Raw genomic sequence first — 17060 nt, 5'->3', positions numbered from 1 at the left:
CTGGAGTGCGGAGGTCACAGCAATGAGCACGTTGATTGAAGGCTACCGCATCGTCCTCGAGCCCGAGGACGAGTACTGCCACGCCCCCGATGCCGCCAAGAACTACAACGAGAGCATGTACTTCAATGTCTTCGACCCGAAGCAGAAGATCGGCGGCTGGTTTCGCCTCGGCAATCGCGTCAACGAAGGCTACGCCGAGCTGTCTTCCTGCCTCTATTTGCCCGGCGGCCGGGTCGGCTTCATGTTCAACCGCCCCAACATCGACAACAACGACGAGCTCAACGCCGGCGGCATGCGCGTCGAAGTGATCGAGCCTTTCAAGCGGCTGCGCGTGACCTACGACGGCAAGATCCTCCTGCTCAACCACCCGTTGGAAATGGCGCACCCGTCGCGGGCCTTCAAGAACAACCCGCTGGTCGACTGCACGGTCGCCCTCGACTACCGCGGCATCGCGCCGATGTACGGCGGCCGCCCGCTGCAAGCGGACGGCTCGGAGATCCCCGTCGACCCCGAGAAGTCCTTCGCCAAGGCGCACTACGAGCAGCACGTCGCCGCCAGCGGCCGCTTCACCATCGGCGCCGAGCACTGGGACATCGACGGCTTCGGCCTGCGCGACAAATCGTGGGGGCCGCGTTACTGGCAGAGCATCACGTGGTACCGCTGGCTGCCGATGAACTTCGGCTCCGACTTCGGCATGATGATCTCGATCATCGGCCTCGAAGGCGGCGCACCGCGCCGCAGCGGGATGGTGCTGCGCAACGGCGAATACGTCATGATCACCGACGCCCGCATCGAAAGCGAATGGGACGAGAACTGGTACCAGACCAAGCTGCGGGCGTGGGCCAAGACCGACGAACGCGAGTACGTGGTCGAGGGCAAAGTGCTCTCGCTGATCCCGTTGCGCAATCGCCGTAAGGCCGACGACGGCTCCGACCTCGTCACCCGCATCACCGAGGGAATGACCGAGTACACCTGCGACGGCCAGACCGGCTACGGCATGTCCGAGTATCTCGACCAGATCGTCGCCGGCCGGCCGCTGGGTCCGGACGCCCAGTAGCGCCTTCGCTGCGGCGCACCCGCGCTACTTCCTCGGCGTCATCAGGCCGAGACCGACGATCTGGTTGAGCGTGTCGAGCGCGCGCGGCAGCGAGAGCGCGCTCTCGCCTTCGAGTTCCGCACGCACCACCGCCCAGCCGATCTCGAACAGCACGGCGGCCGCCGCCCCGACGTCGAGCTTGGGCCGGACCGTGCCGTCGCGCTGCCCGGCCTGCAACACCTCGACCAGGAGCTGGCGAATGCGCTGGCGCTGCACGCGCGCCGCCAGGCGCGCGACGCGCTCGTCAACCAGCATGCCGTCTCCGAACAGCGAGGCGCGCAGGATGTCGTCACTGCCGTAGTGTCGCGCGGTGAGCTCGACCAAGGCGCGCAGGCGCTGGGGCACGCTCCCGCGACCGTGCAACACCGCCGACGCCTTGCGGAGAAATCCCTCGAGCCGGCTTTCAACCACCGCCAAATAGGCCTCTTTCTTCGACTGGAAGTGCAGGTAGAGGGTGCCCTTGCCGATGCCGGCTGCTTTGGTGATGTCTTCCACCGTGGTGCGCCGGTAACCGAAGCGGTGGAAGCTGGCCGCCGCGGCGGCAATCAGCCGGTCCTTGGGCGCGTCGCGCAACGGGTCGCTCATGCCGCGGCAGTGTAGCAGGTTGACGATAAATGACCAAATTGCTATTTCGGTCATCGGTCAGAGACCGGGGAGGGAAGCCGATGAGTACAGCCGAACGGGTGGGCGCGATCGATGCCTGGATGTCGGTGATGGCGCCACACACGGCGCAGCGCTGGCCGGACTCGTTCTGGCACATCTTCCGCAAGTACGGGGTCGAAGAGCGCTTCCGCCGCGGCGCCTCGCTCGACGAGATCATCGCCGAAATGGACGACGCCGGCGTGCAGATCGGCGTGGCCTCGTCGTTCAACTTTCTCGGCACCTGGATCGTCGACAACGACGAGACCGCCGCCTACGTCCGGCAGGCCCCGGACCGGTTCATCGGCTGCTTTACCGTCGACATCCGCAACCCCATGCCGGCCATGCGCGAGTTCCGCCGCTGCGTCGAGGAGCTGGGCATGCGCGCCTGCCGCCTCGAGCCGTATCAGTTCGGCGACGGCCGTACCTGGGCGCCGCCGCCGACCGATCGGATGTACTGGCCGTTCTACGTTGCCTGCTGCGAGTACAACATCCCGGTGGCGATCCAGGTCGGGCATACCGGTCCGCTGCTGCCGTCGGAGTGCGGCCGTCCGATCTACCTCGATGAAGTGGCTCTGACCTTCCCCGAGCTGCGCATCCTCGGCACGCACGTCGGCAACCCGTGGGAGGAGGAGATGATGATCCTCGCTTGGAAGCACCCGAACGTCTACGTCGAGACCTCGGCGCGCCCGGCTCGGCACTGGCCCGAGCGCCTCAAGCAGTTCGCCGGCGGTTACGGTCAAGACAAGCTCATCTGGGGCACCGACTATCCGCTGTTGCCGTTCAAGCGCACCCTTGACGATGTCTACGCCTGCGGCTTCTCCGTCGAGGCCACGCGCAAGATCGTCCGCGACAACGCCGCGCGCGTGTTCGGGATAGCGCGCTGAATCTCGATGTCGCGCGCCGTCATCGCCGGTGTCGGGCACACGCCTCTGGCCGCGCGGCTCGAGCGGTCCGCCTGGGCGCTGCAGGCCGAGGCGGTGCGCGCAGCGGTTGCCGACGCCGGCCTGACGCCGAGCGCCGTCGACGGCCTGATCACTGAACCCGGCTACTCACAGGGCGTGATCGAAGGCGTCACGCCACACTTCCTGCGCTTGGGCGCGATGCTGGGGCTCAACCCGCGCTACACCGCCTCGGAAGTCATCGGCGGCGCCAGCTCGGTCGCCATGGTGCAGCGCGCCGCGATGGCGATCGGCGCGGGCCTGTGCGAGGTCTGCGTCTGCGTCTTTGGCGACGCCCCGTCACAGGCCGAGGGCACCTGGCGCTACGGCCGCGGCGACGACGCAGCGTTCGGCCTCTTCGGGGCGCCCGGCCTGCACGCGCTCGCCGCCCAACGGCAGATGGCGCTCTACGGCACACGGCCGGAACACCTCGGTGCCGTCGCCGTCACCATGCGCCACCACGCCAGCCTGACGCCGCACGCCCAGCAGCGCACGCCGCTGACGCTCGACGACTATCTCGCATCCCGTTACCTCGTCGAGCCGCTCCGCACGCTCGACTGTTGCCTGATCTCCGATGCCGCCGGCGCGGTAGTGGTGACCTCCGCAGCCCGCGCCCGTGATCTCCGCCATCCCGCCGTCCGCATCGCCGGCTTCGCCCAGGCGCACAACCTGACCAGCTTCGCCGCCGCCGACTACCTCACCGAACTTCCCGCGCGGCGCTGTGGGCCGGCAGCATTTCAAATGGCCGGCGTGGGCCCCGCGGACATCGACGTCGCGGAGTTGTACGACTGCTTCACCATCGTCGTCCTCATGCAACTCGAAGACTACGGGTTCTGCGCCAAGGGCGAAGGCGGCGCGTTCGTGGCGGCGGGCGGCCTCGGTCTCGCCGGCGCGCTGCCGACCAACACTGCCGGCGGCTTGCTCTCCGAGGGCTTTGGCGGCGGCATGCTGCACGTCATCGAGGCGGTGCGCCAGTTGCGTGGCGGCTGCGGCGCTCGGCAAGTGAGCGATGCGGAGGTCGCGTTGGTGAGCGGTCACGGCCTCGGCATGAACACGCACGCGACGTTGATCCTGAGCCGTAACTGACATGGATGCGCCCCGGCCCGTTCCGCAATCGGATGCTGTCATCCGCCCGTTCTGGGAAGCGTGCGCGCGTCACAGCTTGTGTTTTCAGCAGTGCGCCGCCTGCGGGCATCGCTGGCTGCCGGCGTCGGTGGTCTGTCCGCGGTGCTGGGCGGCTGGGGCTGAGTGGCGCCAAGCGCGCGGCGAAGGGAGCGTCTTCAGCTTCGCGGTGTACCATCGCGCCTATCACCCCGCCTTCGAGCCGCTGCTGCCGTACATCGTCGCCGTCATCGAGTTGGCCGAAGGCCCACGGTTGGTGAGCAACATCGTCGGCAGCGCGCCGGGCGAAGTGCGTGTCGGCGCGCCCGTACGGCTTGAATTTCTCGACATCGGCGACGCGGCTCTGCCGGTCTTCCGGCTTGCACCGCAAGGAGCGTGATAATGGCCGTGGGCTTCGAGAACCGAGAGCATATTGCCATCATTACCATCGACCGCCCGGAGGCCCGGAACGCCATCGACCGCGAAACCGATCAGGCATTGGCCGGCGCCTGGCGGCGCTTTCGCGAGGACGCGGAGCTGTGGGTTGCCGTGCTCACCGGCGCCGGCGACCAGGCATTCTGCGCCGGTGCCGATCTGCGCGGCGTCGGAGAGTTCTACCGCTCGCTCACGTCCGCCGAGCGCCTGGCGCGCGCCGGAGTCGAGCCGGGTCTCGGCGGGCTAACGCGCAATCTGCCGCTCTGGAAGCCGGTCATCGCCGCCGTGAACGGCTACTGTCTGGCCGGCGGCTTCGAGCTGGCGCTCGCCTGCGACATCCGCATCGCCGCGGACACCGCCAGTTTCGGCCTGCCCGAAGTAACCTGGGGCATCATGCCGGGCGCCGGCGGTACGCAGCGGCTGCCGCGGATCGCGCCGCTCGGCGCTGCGCTCGAAATGATTCTCACCGGCGAGCGTATCGCGGCCGCCGAGGCGCATCGCCTGGGTATCGTGAACCGCGTCGTTCCGCAGAGCGAGTTGATGCCGGCGGCGCTAGCGCTGGCCGAACGCATCTGCCGCAATGGCCCGGTCGCCGTGCGCGCGGCGAAGGAAGCCGTTTACCGCGGCCTGCACCTCGCACTCGACGAAGCGCTGCGCCTGGAGCAACTGCTCGCCGAGCCGGTCCGCCAGAGCGAGGACGCGCAGGAAGGACCGCGGGCGTTCATGGAGAAACGCCCGCCGCGGTTCAAAGGACGCTGACGCATGAGCAGCAAGCCGAAGGCCTCGCGCCGCCGATCGATCGGCGACTTTGTTCGGAGCGGTGACTTCTCCGACTACTGGCAGACGCGCATCAGCTCCGCCGCGCCGGGCAAGATCCTCGTGCGCGGCTACCCGATCGAAGAGTTGATCGAGCACCTCAGCTTCATCGAGAGCGCGTGGCTGATCGTGCGCGGCGAGCTGCCGTCGGCGCGCGAGGCGGCGTTGCTGGAATTGGTCATGAAGAGCGCGATGGACCAGCAGTTCATCAACTCGGCCGCCTGCGCCGCGCGCTTCACCGCGTCCGCCTTTCCCGAATCGCCGATCCCGGCAATCGCCAGCGGGATGCTGGCAACCGGCTCGGTCACCGGCTCGCCGCAGGAGTGCGCCGAGATGCTGTACGCGGCCCGCACCCGGCCGGGGCGTGCATCGCTGCAGCGTATCGCGCGCGATACGGTGGCCGAGTGGCTAGGGGCGAAGGGGCATGTGCCCGGGTTCGGCCATCCGATCCACAAGAGCGGCGAGCCCCGCGCCAAGATCGTGCGACGTTTGGCGCGCGCGGCCGGCGGTTGGGGAAAGAGCGGCGCGCTCTTCGACGCCATCGGCACGGCGCTGGCAACCGCGAAGGGCCGGCCTTTGCCGATGAATCTCGCGGGCGCGATCGCCGCCGTGATGGTCGATCTCGAATGGCATCCGCTCGAAATCGGCGCGCTCGGCGCGGTGAGTTACGGCATGGCGCTGGTCGCCCACGTGGTCGAGGAAATCCGCGAGGGCGTGCCGTTGCGCATCATTCCCGACGCGCTCGGGGCGAAGTACGTCGGCCCGCCGGAACGGCACCTCACACCCGCAGAGCGCAATCCGCGGTCCGCAATCCAAAATCCGAGATCGCGATGATTCATCCCTATTCTCACTACCTCGCCCGCGCCGGGCGGCACTGGCCCAACAAGGCGGCGATCGTCGATGGCGGCACCGTGCTGACGTACGCGCAGCTCGATCAGCGCGCCAGCGAGCTGGCCGCGGGCCTGCGCGCCCTGGGCCTTGGCCGCGGCGACCGTGTCGCCATCGTGCACGAGAACAACCACCGCTACGTCGAATCCGTTTGCGCCGTGGCGCGTGCCGGCGGCGTGTTTGTGCCCATGCTCGGAGCGCTCACGCCGCGCGAGCATGCGTACATGCTGGCGGACTCGGAAGCGCGCCTGGTGATCGCGCTCAGCCCGGACGGCAGCCGCCGTGCTCACGAGTTGTGCCGCGAGCGCAGCGGCGTCCGCGTTGTCGAAGCCTTCGCGCACGCCGCGCTTTCGAGCGCGTCCGCTGAAGCGCCCGACGGCGCGCCCGACGATCTCGGCCAAATCCTCTACACCTCGGGCACCACCGGTAAGCCTAAGGGCGTGATGCATTCCTTCGCCAGCATCAGCGCGGGCATCGCCGCGTGGGCCACCGGCGCCGGCATTCGGCACGACGATCGCTTGCTCGGCCACTTCGCCCTCAGTCATTTCGGCGGCCGGGTGATGGACTCGGGCATCTGCACCGGCGCGACGCTGGTGATCTTACCGAAACCGGACCCGGTGGAAATCTTGGCGGCGATCGGTGCACAGCGGATCAGCGTGCTGCTGATGGTCCCGACGTTGCTGCAAATGCTGCTCGACCATCCGGACGTCACAAGCTGCGATCTTTCCAGTCTGCGCCTCGTCCTGTACGCCGCTGCCCCCGCTTCGCCCACGCTGGTCCGGCGGGCGTTCGAAGCCTTCGGACCGATCTTGGCCACCGGCTTCGGCCAGACCGAGGCATACGGCCTCAGCACGTTTCTCTCTTCCGCGGAGCATCACGCCGCCCTCGAGGCCGGCGGTGCGCGGCTGGCCTCGATCGGGCGTGAGGCCGACTCGTCGGTGCAGGTGCGGCTGCTGAACCCCGACGGCAGCGACACCGCGCGCGGCGAGGTCGGCGAGATCTGTGTTTGCGCGCCGTGGGTGATGAAAGGCTACTGGAAGCTACCCGAGCTGACCGCGCAGACGCTGAAAGACGGCTGGTTGCGCACCCGTGATCTTGGCCGCCAGGACGACGACGGCTATTTCTACCTCGCCGACCGCCAGGACGACATGATCATCAGCGGCGGCTTCAACGTCTACCCGCGCGAGGTCGAAGACGTGATCGCCGCCGTGCCGGGCGTGCGCGAGTGCTGCGTGGTCGGCGTGCCGGACGCCAAGTGGGGCGAGGCCGTCAGGGCGATCGTCGTGGCCGCGAGCGTGGACGGAGCGACGATCATCGCCCACTGCAAGGCGCAGCTGGCGGCGTTCAAGGTCCCCAAGCAAGTCGACTTCGTCGCCGAGCTGCCGAAGAGCAGCGTCGGCAAGATCCTGCGCCGCGCCGCGCGCGCCCCGTTCTGGCAGGGCCGCGAGCGCGGCATCCACGGTGCAGAGTAGCTCCAATGTTCTCCCTCTTCCGCGCGCTTCACGCTTCCCGACTCACGGTTCACGTGCTTTGGAGGTAGATGATGCCCTTCCCGCCCTTCACCGAAGATCACGCACTGTTCCGCGACTCTGTGCGTGCTTTCGCCGAGCGCGAGATCGCGCCCCACGGCGAGACCTGGGACCGCGAGCAGTCGTTCCCAAGAGAGTTGTTTCGCAAAGCCGGCACCCACGGCTTTCTCGGCGTGCGCTTCGAACCGGCGTACGGCGGCAGCGGGCTCGACTACTGGTACACCGGCATCCTCATCGAGGAGCTGATGCGCGGGCGCAACGTCGGTGTGGTCGTGAGTCTGATGGTACAGTGCGAGATCGCCACGAGCATCATCCACGCCTATGGCTCCGAGGGGTTGAAGCGCGACTGGCTAGTGCCGGCAATCAAGGGCGGGCGCATCGCCGCACTCGGCATCACCGAACCCGGCGCCGGCTCGAATGTCGGAGGCCTGCGCACCACGGCGCGCCGCGACGGCGACGACTACGTCATCAACGGCTCCAAGATCTTCATCACCAACGGCACCATCGCCGACTTCGTCACGCTCGCCGTCCGCACCGGCGAGGCGGGACCGCACGGCGTCAGCGTCGTCATCGTTCCCACCGATACGCCCGGTTTCACCGTCGGCCGTAAGCTGCGCAAGGTGATGGCGCACTCGTCGGATACCGCCGAGCTGTTCTTCGAGGACTGCCGCGTGCCGGTCCGCAATCTCGTCGGCGAAGAAGGGCACGGCTTCTACAACATCATGAAGCTGTTCCAGGGCGAGCGCCTGGTACTGTCGTACATCACCAATAGTTGGATGCGGGAGATCCTCGACGAGACGCTTCAGTACGCCGGCGAGCGCGAGGTGTTCGGGAGTCTGCTCGCCGGCATGGCGGTCTGGCGCCACCGTTTCGCCGATCTGATGACGCAGCTCGAAGCCTCACGGACGCTGACTTGGTACGCCACCGAGCTGATGTGCGCCGGTGACCCCCAAGCCGAGGTGTACGTGTCGATGGCGAAGCTGTTCGCCGGCGAGTTGTTCAAGCGCCTGGCGCCCGAGTGCGACCAGGCCTTCGGCGGCTATGGCTGCATGGAGGAATACTTCGTGGCCCGCGCCACCGGCGGCATCAGCGGCTTTGCCATCGGTGCCGGCACCAGCGAGGTCATGCGCGAGATCATCGCCCGCCGCGGCATCGGAAAGGCGAGGTGACGTCGATGAACGCCGACGACCTGCGTGCCCTGATCGCTGGCGGCATCCCCTTCTTGAAGAAGGTGGCGGTGCAGGTGGACGAGATCACGCCGACGCGCGTGCGCTTGCGCTTGCCGCACGATCCCACCAACAACAACTACGTCGGCATCACGCACGCCGGCGCCATCTTCACCTTCGGCGAGACCTGCGCCGGCGTCGCCGCCGGGGCGGCTTTCGATCTGAGCCGCCTGCGCATGCTCGCCCGGCGCGCCGAGATCGATTACCTCAAACCAGTCGACGGCGAGATCGCCAGCACGGTCGAGATCACCCCGGACACTGTCGCTGGAGTCGAGCGCGCCGTCGAACGTGACGGCAAGGCCATCCTGCCGCTGGCCGTGATGATGTACAATACCGCGGGCGCGGCGGTGGCGGAGATGACCGTCGAGTACCATTTCAGAAAGCTCGCATGACGAGCGTGTGCCGGTAGGAGCAACCCAACAGCCTGCGCCAGGGAGTGACGATGCCATTTGAAGCGCTCGAGCTGTCGCACCAACAGGGCGTGACGACGCTGACCCTCAACCGTCCCGAGCGGTTGAACACTATCGACCTGCCCGCGCTCGATGAGATCATCGCGGCGCTGGCCGAGGTGCGTCGTTCCTCGGCGCGCGTGCTGGTGCTCGCCGGCAAGGGCAAGGCTTTCTGCGCCGGGGCCGATCAGGGTGAGATGGTGCCGCGCGCGCCGGCGGAGTGGGAAGCGATCGTCGATCACTACCTCGATCCGTTGCGCGCCTTGATGGCGTTGCCGATCCCGACCGTCGCCAAGATCCACGGCGACTGCATCGGTGGCGGCGTCGGGCTGGCGCTGAGCTGCGACTTCCGCATCATGCGTGCCGGCGCGCGCATCGGCATCCCGTTCGTGAAGATCGGCCTGGCCGGCTGCGACATGGGCGCAGGCTATTTCCTGCCCCGGATGGTGGGCTTCGGCCGTGCGCTCGATCTGATGATGACCGGGCGCCTGCTCGCGGCGGAGGAAGCCGAACGCATTGGCCTGGTGCAGCGCATCGCCTCGGCCGAGACGTTCGAGGCCGATGCGGCGGCGCTCGTAACGCAGCTTGCCGCCGGGCCGCCGCGGGCGTTGCGCGCCACCAAGGAAGCCGCCTACCGCTCGCTCGATCGCGATCGTGAAGCCGAGTTCGACTTCGAGGTCTTTGCCCAAGTGCAGTGCCTACAGACTGCCGATCACCGCGAAGGCGTCGCCGCGTTCAAGGAAAAGCGCCCGCCCACATTCAAAGGGGCGTGAGCCGACCTTGGACCTTGGACTTCGGACTCTAACGCGGAGCGTGAGCGATGATCGATTTCTCACTGACGGAAGAACAGGAACAGTTCCGGGCCGCCTTGCGTGACTTTGCTGCGCGTGAGATCGCCCCACTGGCCGAGTCATGCGATCGCAGCGGTGCCTACCCGCGTGAGCTGTTTCTGAAGCTCGGTGCACTTGGCTACCTCGGCGTGGGATTCCCTGCCGAACACGGCGGCAGCGGCGGCGATGCGGTCACCTTCGCCGTCTTTGCCGAGGAGCTGGCGCGGGCCTCGGCCGGCATCGCGCTCGGCATTTACGTGCACGTGGCGCTGGCGCTGTCGGCGGTTGCGGCGTTCGGCAATGACGAGCAGCGGCGGCGCCAGCTTGCGCCCGGCCTGCGCGGCGAGCGGATCGGCGCCTGGGCCTTCGCCGAGGCTGACGCCGGCTCCGACCCCGGCGGTATCCGCACGCGAGCCGTGCGCGACGGCGATACCTACGTCGTCAACGGCGCCAAGATGTTCATCACCAACGGCACCTTCGCCGACTTCGTCGTCGCCACCGTCTCGACTGCGCCGGAGCAGGGCATGAAGGGCTTGAGCCTCCTAGTCGTCGAGCGTGGGACGCCCGGCTTCCGCGCCGCCCGCCGGATCGAGATGCTCGGCGTGCGCGCGGCTGAAACCGCCGAGCTGGTGTTCGAGGAGTGCCGTGTGCCGGTGGCAAATCTGCTCGGCGCGGAGAACACCGGCTTCACCGCCGCCATGCGCACGCTCACGCGCGGGCGCATAATGGCCGCCGCCTTTGCCGTCGGCTTGGCCACAGCGGCCTTCGAGCAGGCACTCGCCTACGCCAAGACGCGCAAGGCGTTCGGCCAGCCGATCGGAGCGTTCCAAGGCATCGGTTGGATGCTCGCCGACATGCACACGGCGATCGAGGCGGCCCGGCTGCTCACCTATCAGGCGGCGTGGAAAGCGGCGCGCAATGAGCCGCACATCCTCGAAGCCTCGCGCGCCAAGCTCTTCGCCACCGAGACTTGCACGCGGGTCACCGAACAAGCGCTGCAAATCCACGGTGGGTTTGGCTACGCGATGGAGTCGGCGGCGCAGCGCTTTTACCGCGACTGCAAGGTGCTGGAGATCGGTGAAGGCACCTCGCAGATCCAGCGCAACACCATCGCCCGCATCCTGGGTTTGCCGGCGTGATGAGAGCGCCGGCGGTGCGCATCCGTACGCTGCCGCGGCAACGGCGGGATGAGGAGCCGGCGAGCGCGATAGCAAGCGGGGAAGCCCACCAAGCGCCGGCGAAGACCCCGGTGAACGCATGCTCCAACAAGCTGCGCGTCCGCTCGCGCCGCTTCGCCAGCTTCCGCTGCCAGGCCCTCACCCTGACCCTCTCCCAGAGGGCGAGGGGGTCTCCCTGCATTCACGCCGTGGCGGTTGGCAGATTTCAAGACCGCAAGTTGGACTGTTGGACTGGTCATCGCCGGCGCCGGCCGCTACCCCGCCCTGACCTTATCGTGAATCGGGTTCGCGATTCGCGCGCGCGGCTGTGAGCGCCATCGCTGTTTTCCCAGCCTCGTTGGCTTCCCCTCCTGCGGTTGCGAGCTCGACGTGCTCATGCACGACGGCGTTTCGGATCTAACTCCAGGCTATCAACCGGGCACCAGACGCGCGCCATGGCCGCGGGATTCTGGATGCCTTGAGCACGCATCCAGTCCTCGCTCTCGCTGCGCAGGCGCTGGCCGGTGTCGCCACCGCGCAGCTCGCCCTCGCGATAACGGGCGGCAGCAGCGTACAGGTTCATGTCGGCGGAGGCGCAGGCGCATGCCGCCTCCGCGTATGCATCGGCAGCCTGCGTGGGGCGGCCTTCGGCGTGTGCCACCCCGGCGAGAAGCAGCTTGGAGAACGGGCTGGCCGAGGCGATGCCGGTATCCCGCGCGATGCGCGCGGCGTCGCGCGCGGCGAGGCGAAGCAAGCGCGGGACGGTCCATCGCCGATCCATGCCCCCCGCTGTGGCGCCAGCTCCGGTGCTGGCTGCGGCCAGCGCCGCGCGCGCACGCATGTTGCGCAGCTCTACGCGCGGGCTTTCCATGGCCAGCAGCAGCGCCCGTTGCAGCTTGGGCCAGACTTCGTTGATCCGCCGCCACGCGCCCCAGCCACCGGCGTAGAGATCCAGGTGCATGCCGGCGATCAGATGGAAGTAGTGCTCGATGTCGAAGGCTCCCGAGCTCGGCCAGCGCCCGATCGCCTCATCGGCGACGCGACGCGCATAGTCGGGCCGGTCTTCGGCCAGGTACACCAAGTTGGGAAAGCTGGCCTTGAAGCAGAGCTGCGCGTACAGGTCCCCGCGTTCCTCGGCATCACTGACTAGCAACGGCAGCCGCCGGCCCACCTCGCGCAGCTCCCCCATCTGCGCCAGCGCCGACAGAGCGAACCCTTCGAAGGTGACGGTCTCCCAGGCGACCCCGCGGCAGTGCTGGCGCAAGATCACTGTGGACTGATCGGCGTGCGCCCACGCCGCGCTCCACTTCCCATCTTCGAACGCGCTGCCTGCCAACGACGCGTGGAACATGGCGTGCTCGTAAGGGCCTCCGTTCTCGGTCGTGAGCCGCTCCAGCAATCGCACCAGTCGCTCCGCCCGCTGACGCAAGAACCGACCGCCGATCTGTTGCGTTTTCGGGATCTCAATGGCAAGGCCGCGCGCGATGTGGAGAGCGTCGCCGGCGTTTAGCGCGTCGAGAAGGTGGCGCATGGCGACCACTTCTGCCGCGACCTGATCGATCATGGCGAAGCTGGAGCACGTACCCCAGCAGGTATCCAGGCGCAGACGCAGCTCGGGCGGGATCTCATCGGGCGTACGCGGGTGGAACTTCAGACCGCGCCAGGCCAATCTGGCACGCAGGGCGAGCGCCCAGAGCAACGCCTTGCCCGGCGAGCGCGGGTACGAGACGCCGACGGCGTCCAAGACTGCTCGCATGGCGGCGGTACCGGCGGGCACATGTCCGCTTCGTAGATAATGCTCGCCGGCGCGGCGGCGCAGATCGAGCACGCGCGGCTTTTCTGCCCCGCATGCTTCAAAGGCCTGCGCCGCGGCCTCGAATTGGGCGGCAGCGCCGGCAGTATGCCCCGCATTGGCCAAGGCTTCGGCGTGCTTGGCCAACAGCGCCGGGCGGCCGCGGTGCTCCGGCTGCAGCTCGAGCACCTGGCCGTACAGCTCTGCGGCGCGGCGGAAGGCAAGCGCCTCGGCCGCCCGATCGGCGGCGCGCTCGCCCCACAGCGCCGCACGCTCGGGCCGTCCCGCCCCGAGGCAGTGACGCAGCAGCGCCTCCGGCTCGGGCGACGACAACCGCTCAAACTCGTCCGCCAGCTCACCGTGGCAGCGGCGCAGCTGGTCCGCCGGCAAGCTGGCCAGCAGCGCCTCGCCGATGCGATCGTGATAGGGCTCGATCTGCACCGACTCATTAATCACCGCCGAGCGCAGCAGACACGAGTCCGCCAGGCGCGCCACCACCGGGCGCCCCGGCGCACCGAGGTGTGCGACCCGCAGTGCGAGCTCTCGTTCGATGGGCCGCGCCGCCACCGCGACGACTTCCAACAGCCGGCGCGCCGCTGGCGCAAGGGGCTGCAATCGCCGGCTGACAACGTCAGCCAGGGCTGACGCCGGCGCGTGCTCGTCCGCCCTCGGTGCACTCGGAGCAGCAGACAGTCGCGCCAGCTCACACAAAAGGAACGGTGATCCGGCGGCCTCGGCCGCAATCCGCTGCGCGCCCTGAGCGTCGCCGCGCAACCGGCCGGCAAGCATCAGCGACTCGGCCGGGCTCAAGGCCGCCAGCTGTACGACCTCGCTACGCAGCTGGCGCAGGTCCTCAGAGTGCTCCTCCCACGCGCGCAGGAACGGCACCTCGGCCTCGCTCCGGTACGACAGCAGCAAGAGCATCCGCGGGGCCTCCGCCCCGCGCAGCAGGTCGAGTAACAACAAAGCGCTGTCGATGTCGCTCCACTGCACGTCATCGACCCACACGATCACCGGCCGCGTTTTTCCCAAGCCCCGCAGCAGCTCGCGCAAGGCGGCGACGCCGCGGCGGCGGATCTCGTGCGGTTCGGCTTCCGGTGGAGGCTGCGCCGAGAACAACGCCACCCGGCGCAACACCGGGAAGAGCTGGGCCAGCTCGGCCGGGTGCAGCCGCCCGAGGCGGGCGACCTCGTCGTCGGAGAGCGACAGCAGGTGCCGGCTGAGTGCATCCACCACCGCATCGAGCGCGTTGTAGGGCACGCTCTCCTGCGGGCGGCAACGCCCGCGTAACACCAGCGCCTCGCCGCCAACCCCGTCGATGAAACGCTGGGCGAGCGCGGTCTTGCCTATGCCCGAGGGCCCGACCACGTGCGCCACCACGGGGGCGGCCCCAGCTCGTACCGCGGCAAACAGCTCGGCCAAGCACGCCATCTCGTTCTCGCGGCCCACAAACGGCGAGCTCTCCGGTGACTGCGCCGGTGGGGGCGATGGCGCGCGCCCGCCATCGCACTCGGCCAAACATTCGAGGATCTGCGCGGCGCCGGGGCGCTGCATCGGATCGGAATGGAGCAAGGCGGTAATCAGCTCATCGAGCGCGGCCGGGATGTCCGGCCGCAACGCCCGCGCTGAACGCAGTGGCGGACGGGCTTTGTCTCGTATTATGCGCGCGGGCGAGCCGGTGAAAGGCAGCTCCCCCGTCAACGCCTCATAAAGCACCACCCCCAGCGCGTACCAGTCGGCCGCCGGCGTCAACGGCCGCCCCCAGGCTTGCTCGGGAGCCATGTATGCCGGCGAGCCGCCGAAGCCATCGAGCTCGCCGGTTAGGTGCAGCGCCGTGGCCAGTCCGAAATCCAGCACGACGATGCGGCCGCCGGTGGTGACCATGATGTTGGACGGCTTCACGTCGCGATGGAGTTTCCCGGCCTCGTGCACGGCGGACAATCCTGCCACCACCTGTCGGACATGTTGGCAAAGCACGCTGAGGGCGGCGACCTCGAGGCCCTTGCCCCCATCACGCAGACCGGCAGCCACCGCCTCGGCAAACCCGATGCCGTCGACTAGCTCCATGGTGAAGAAGCACGACTCTCCGGCAACGAACAGCTCGTACAACTCGATCAGGTTGGGATGGACGATGCCGGCGAGGGCGCGGAATTCCTGTTTCAGGCTATAGAGACGATCGGGCGCGGGGACGCGCACCGTCTTCAGCGCCACGTCGGTTTCCGATTCCAGGTCGTGAACGCGGTAGACCACGCCGATGCTACCGGAGCCCAAACACGCGATCGGGCGAAACCGCGCGGTCGCAGGAAAATCAGCGAACTGCGTCCGCGAGTCGTCGTGCATGAGCGGTCATTCTCTTGCGGCCCGCACAACAGATACGGAATGAACCACCGAGGCCCAGGGGGCGCACAGAGGAAACCCCCTCGGAGGCTTGTGTCGTGTTCTTGCTCGGCGTCTTGCGCGCCTCCGTGGTTCGATCATCTTTCGATTACTCACGCACTCAGGCTACTGCTGGCCGCGCAGGCCGAGGGCGCGGATGAGCGCGTAGAGGTGCGAGCGCGCGAGGTCGAGCCGCTGCGCGGTCTCGGTGATGTTCCAGTCCGTAGCGTTGAGCGCGTTCGTCAAGAAGCTCGCCTGGAAACGGCGGGTGGCTTCCTGGAACGTCATCGTTGCAGCGGGCCGGCTCTCGGCCGTCTCCGGAAACACGTGTGCACATTCAATTTGTGACACGCCTTGGCCGGCAGCGCGAATCACCGCCGCCTCGACCGCGTTGGCCAGCTGCCGGATGTTGCCCGGCCACGGCGCGGTCGCCAGCGCTCGCAGCGCGTTGGCGGAAAACCTCAGCAGTGGCAGCTGATGGCGCGCAGACGCCGAAGCACAGAAGAACTGCACGAGCTCGGGGATGTCTTCGCACCGCTCTGCCAGCGCCGGCACGCGGATGGGCAGCACATGCAGCCGGTAGAACAGATCCTCGCGAAAGCGCTGCTCCGCCACCGCCCGCTGCAAGTCGGTGTTGGTCGCCGCGATGACTCGGACGTCGGCTTGCACGGGGGTATCCGCCCCGAGCGGATAGTACTGGTGTGATTGCAGCAGCTGCAGCAGCTTGGCCTGGGCGCCGAGGGGCAAGTCGCTGACCTCGTCCAAAAACAGCGTGCCGTTCTCGGCGGCCGCCACTTTGCCCACGATCCGCTTGACGGCGGTAGAGTGTGCACCGGGCAGCGCGCCGAAGAGCTCGTTCTCCACCAGTGATTCCGGCAACGAGCCGCAGTTGACCTCGATCAGGGGCTGCGCAGCACGGCGGCTGTTGTCGTGGATGGCGCGCGCCAGCTGGCTCTTGCCGGTGCCGGTCTCGCCCGTCAGCAGCACATTGATTTCGAGCGGCGCCGCCAGCTCCACTTGACGCAACACCTCGGCCAGGGCCGCGCTCCGGCCGACGATGCCGTCCACGCGCAGGTGTTGCCTAATGCTCAGCGTCGGGTCCGCCGTCACCCGGCGGTGCTCCTGCTCGATCAAGCGCTCGACGAAGGGTTCGATATGAAGGGTGAAGATCTCGGCCTGCGCGCAGCCGGCCTCGGAGAACAGCCCGCTGCCGGCCGGGCCTTGCAGATAGAGGACTCCACGCGGGTGATCCGTGCCGATGGGCGCGCAGAGCACGGCTTCGATGCGGCTGGCTTGGACGCTGTCGCGTTCCTCGAAGCGCGGGTCCAGGACCGCGGACGGGGTAACGACGATTTCGCCGGTTGCCAGCGCCTCGGCGATGATGCCGCGCGAGATCTTGCCGCGCACGGCCTCGATTTCGTCGTCGGCGAAGCCGTGCGCGATCCACCAGCCGGGCTTGCCGCCGGCTTGCTCGCCGTCGTAGAGTTCGAGGTAGCCGAGCCGAGCGTCAGCGAGATCGACAAAGAGCGCCAGCGCCTCCTTCAAGAACGGCGTCAGCTCGCGCTCGCGGCCGAGCTTGAGCAGCCGGAGGTAAAGATCGCGCTCACGGGCCGCCGCCGAGGTGTCTTCCGGCTGACCGTGCGGCTTGGCCATTGCTCGCCCCTACCTAACTCCGGCCCGGGTCCTTACTGCTTCTCGCCCCAAACGTCGCCGGACGGATCGTCCGGTGAGGAAGAAGCGCGGGCCGCAATATGCCTCGCCGCCGTGGAAGAAGAGAGCACCTCG

14 protein-coding genes are annotated in these 17060 nt (G+C 68.1%); 11 read left to right on the top strand and 3 right to left on the bottom strand.

Annotated elements, in window-relative coordinates; all coding sequences use genetic code 11:
• Positions 1 to 22 precede the first annotated feature (22 nt).
• Positions 23 to 1057: a hypothetical protein gene (locus HY699_00840; protein MBI4514351.1), complete on the top strand. Its 1035-nt coding sequence runs from the start codon at positions 23 to 25 to the stop codon at positions 1055 to 1057.
• 24 nt (positions 1058 to 1081) lie between these two features.
• Here the strand turns inward: HY699_00840 and HY699_00835 are convergent, their stop codons facing one another.
• A complete protein-coding gene (locus tag HY699_00835; GenBank protein ID MBI4514350.1) occupies positions 1082 to 1735 on the bottom strand; it encodes a TetR/AcrR family transcriptional regulator in 654 nt (217 codons plus the stop codon).
• Between the two features lie 26 nt (positions 1736 to 1761).
• On the opposite strand from HY699_00835, the gene HY699_00830 reads away from it, so the two are divergent.
• From HY699_00830 to HY699_00785, 10 genes are all read left to right on the top strand, one after another.
• Entirely contained in the window at positions 1762 to 2622 is an 861-nt protein-coding gene (locus HY699_00830; protein MBI4514349.1) for an amidohydrolase, read from the top strand.
• A gap of 6 nt (positions 2623 to 2628) precedes the next feature.
• Positions 2629 to 3762, top strand: coding sequence for a thiolase family protein (locus HY699_00825; protein ID MBI4514348.1), 1134 nt, complete (start codon positions 2629 to 2631; stop codon positions 3760 to 3762).
• Between the two features lies 1 nt (position 3763).
• A complete protein-coding gene (locus HY699_00820; GenBank protein ID MBI4514347.1) occupies positions 3764 to 4177 on the top strand; it encodes an OB-fold domain-containing protein in 414 nt (137 codons plus the stop codon).
• 2 nt (positions 4178 to 4179) lie between these two features.
• Positions 4180 to 4971, top strand: a complete 792-nt coding sequence (locus HY699_00815) for an enoyl-CoA hydratase/isomerase family protein (GenBank protein MBI4514346.1) — start codon at positions 4180 to 4182, stop codon at positions 4969 to 4971.
• 3 nt (positions 4972 to 4974) lie between these two features.
• On the top strand, positions 4975 to 5862 hold the full coding sequence (locus tag HY699_00810) for a hypothetical protein (GenBank protein MBI4514345.1): 888 nt from the start codon (positions 4975 to 4977) through the stop codon (positions 5860 to 5862).
• Entirely contained in the window at positions 5859 to 7388 is a 1530-nt protein-coding gene (locus HY699_00805) for an AMP-binding protein (protein ID MBI4514344.1), read from the top strand. The genes HY699_00810 and HY699_00805 overlap by 4 nt, the downstream gene beginning before the upstream one ends.
• A 71-nt stretch (positions 7389 to 7459) precedes the next feature.
• A complete protein-coding gene (locus tag HY699_00800) occupies positions 7460 to 8614 on the top strand; it encodes an acyl-CoA dehydrogenase family protein (protein ID MBI4514343.1) in 1155 nt (384 codons plus the stop codon).
• 5 nt (positions 8615 to 8619) lie between these two features.
• The gene (locus HY699_00795; protein MBI4514342.1) at positions 8620 to 9063 is read left to right on the top strand and encodes a YiiD C-terminal domain-containing protein; all 444 of its coding nucleotides are present in this window, start codon (positions 8620 to 8622) and stop codon (positions 9061 to 9063) included.
• A gap of 50 nt (positions 9064 to 9113) precedes the next feature.
• Entirely contained in the window at positions 9114 to 9893 is a 780-nt protein-coding gene (locus HY699_00790) for an enoyl-CoA hydratase/isomerase family protein (GenBank protein ID MBI4514341.1), read from the top strand.
• A gap of 50 nt (positions 9894 to 9943) precedes the next feature.
• Entirely contained in the window at positions 9944 to 11089 is a 1146-nt protein-coding gene (locus tag HY699_00785; protein ID MBI4514340.1) for an acyl-CoA dehydrogenase family protein, read from the top strand.
• 412 nt (positions 11090 to 11501) lie between these two features.
• Here the strand turns inward: HY699_00785 and HY699_00780 are convergent, their stop codons facing one another.
• Together HY699_00780 and HY699_00775 are read right to left on the bottom strand one after the other, a co-directional pair.
• Entirely contained in the window at positions 11502 to 15239 is a 3738-nt protein-coding gene (locus tag HY699_00780) for a protein kinase (GenBank protein ID MBI4514339.1), read from the bottom strand.
• A gap of 162 nt (positions 15240 to 15401) precedes the next feature.
• Positions 15402 to 16928 carry a sigma-54-dependent Fis family transcriptional regulator gene (locus HY699_00775; GenBank protein MBI4514338.1) on the bottom strand — a complete coding sequence of 509 codons (1527 nt, stop codon included), beginning with the start codon at positions 16926 to 16928 and terminating at the stop codon, positions 15402 to 15404.
• Between the last annotated feature and the right edge of the window lie 132 nt (positions 16929 to 17060).

The sequence above is a fragment of the Deltaproteobacteria bacterium genome (assembly GCA_016210005.1).
Taxonomy (GTDB): domain Bacteria; phylum Desulfobacterota; class Binatia; order HRBIN30; family JACQVA1; genus JACQVA1.
The sequence above is the reverse complement of the archived record's forward strand: the minus strand, read 5'-3'. Positions and strand labels throughout refer to the sequence as shown.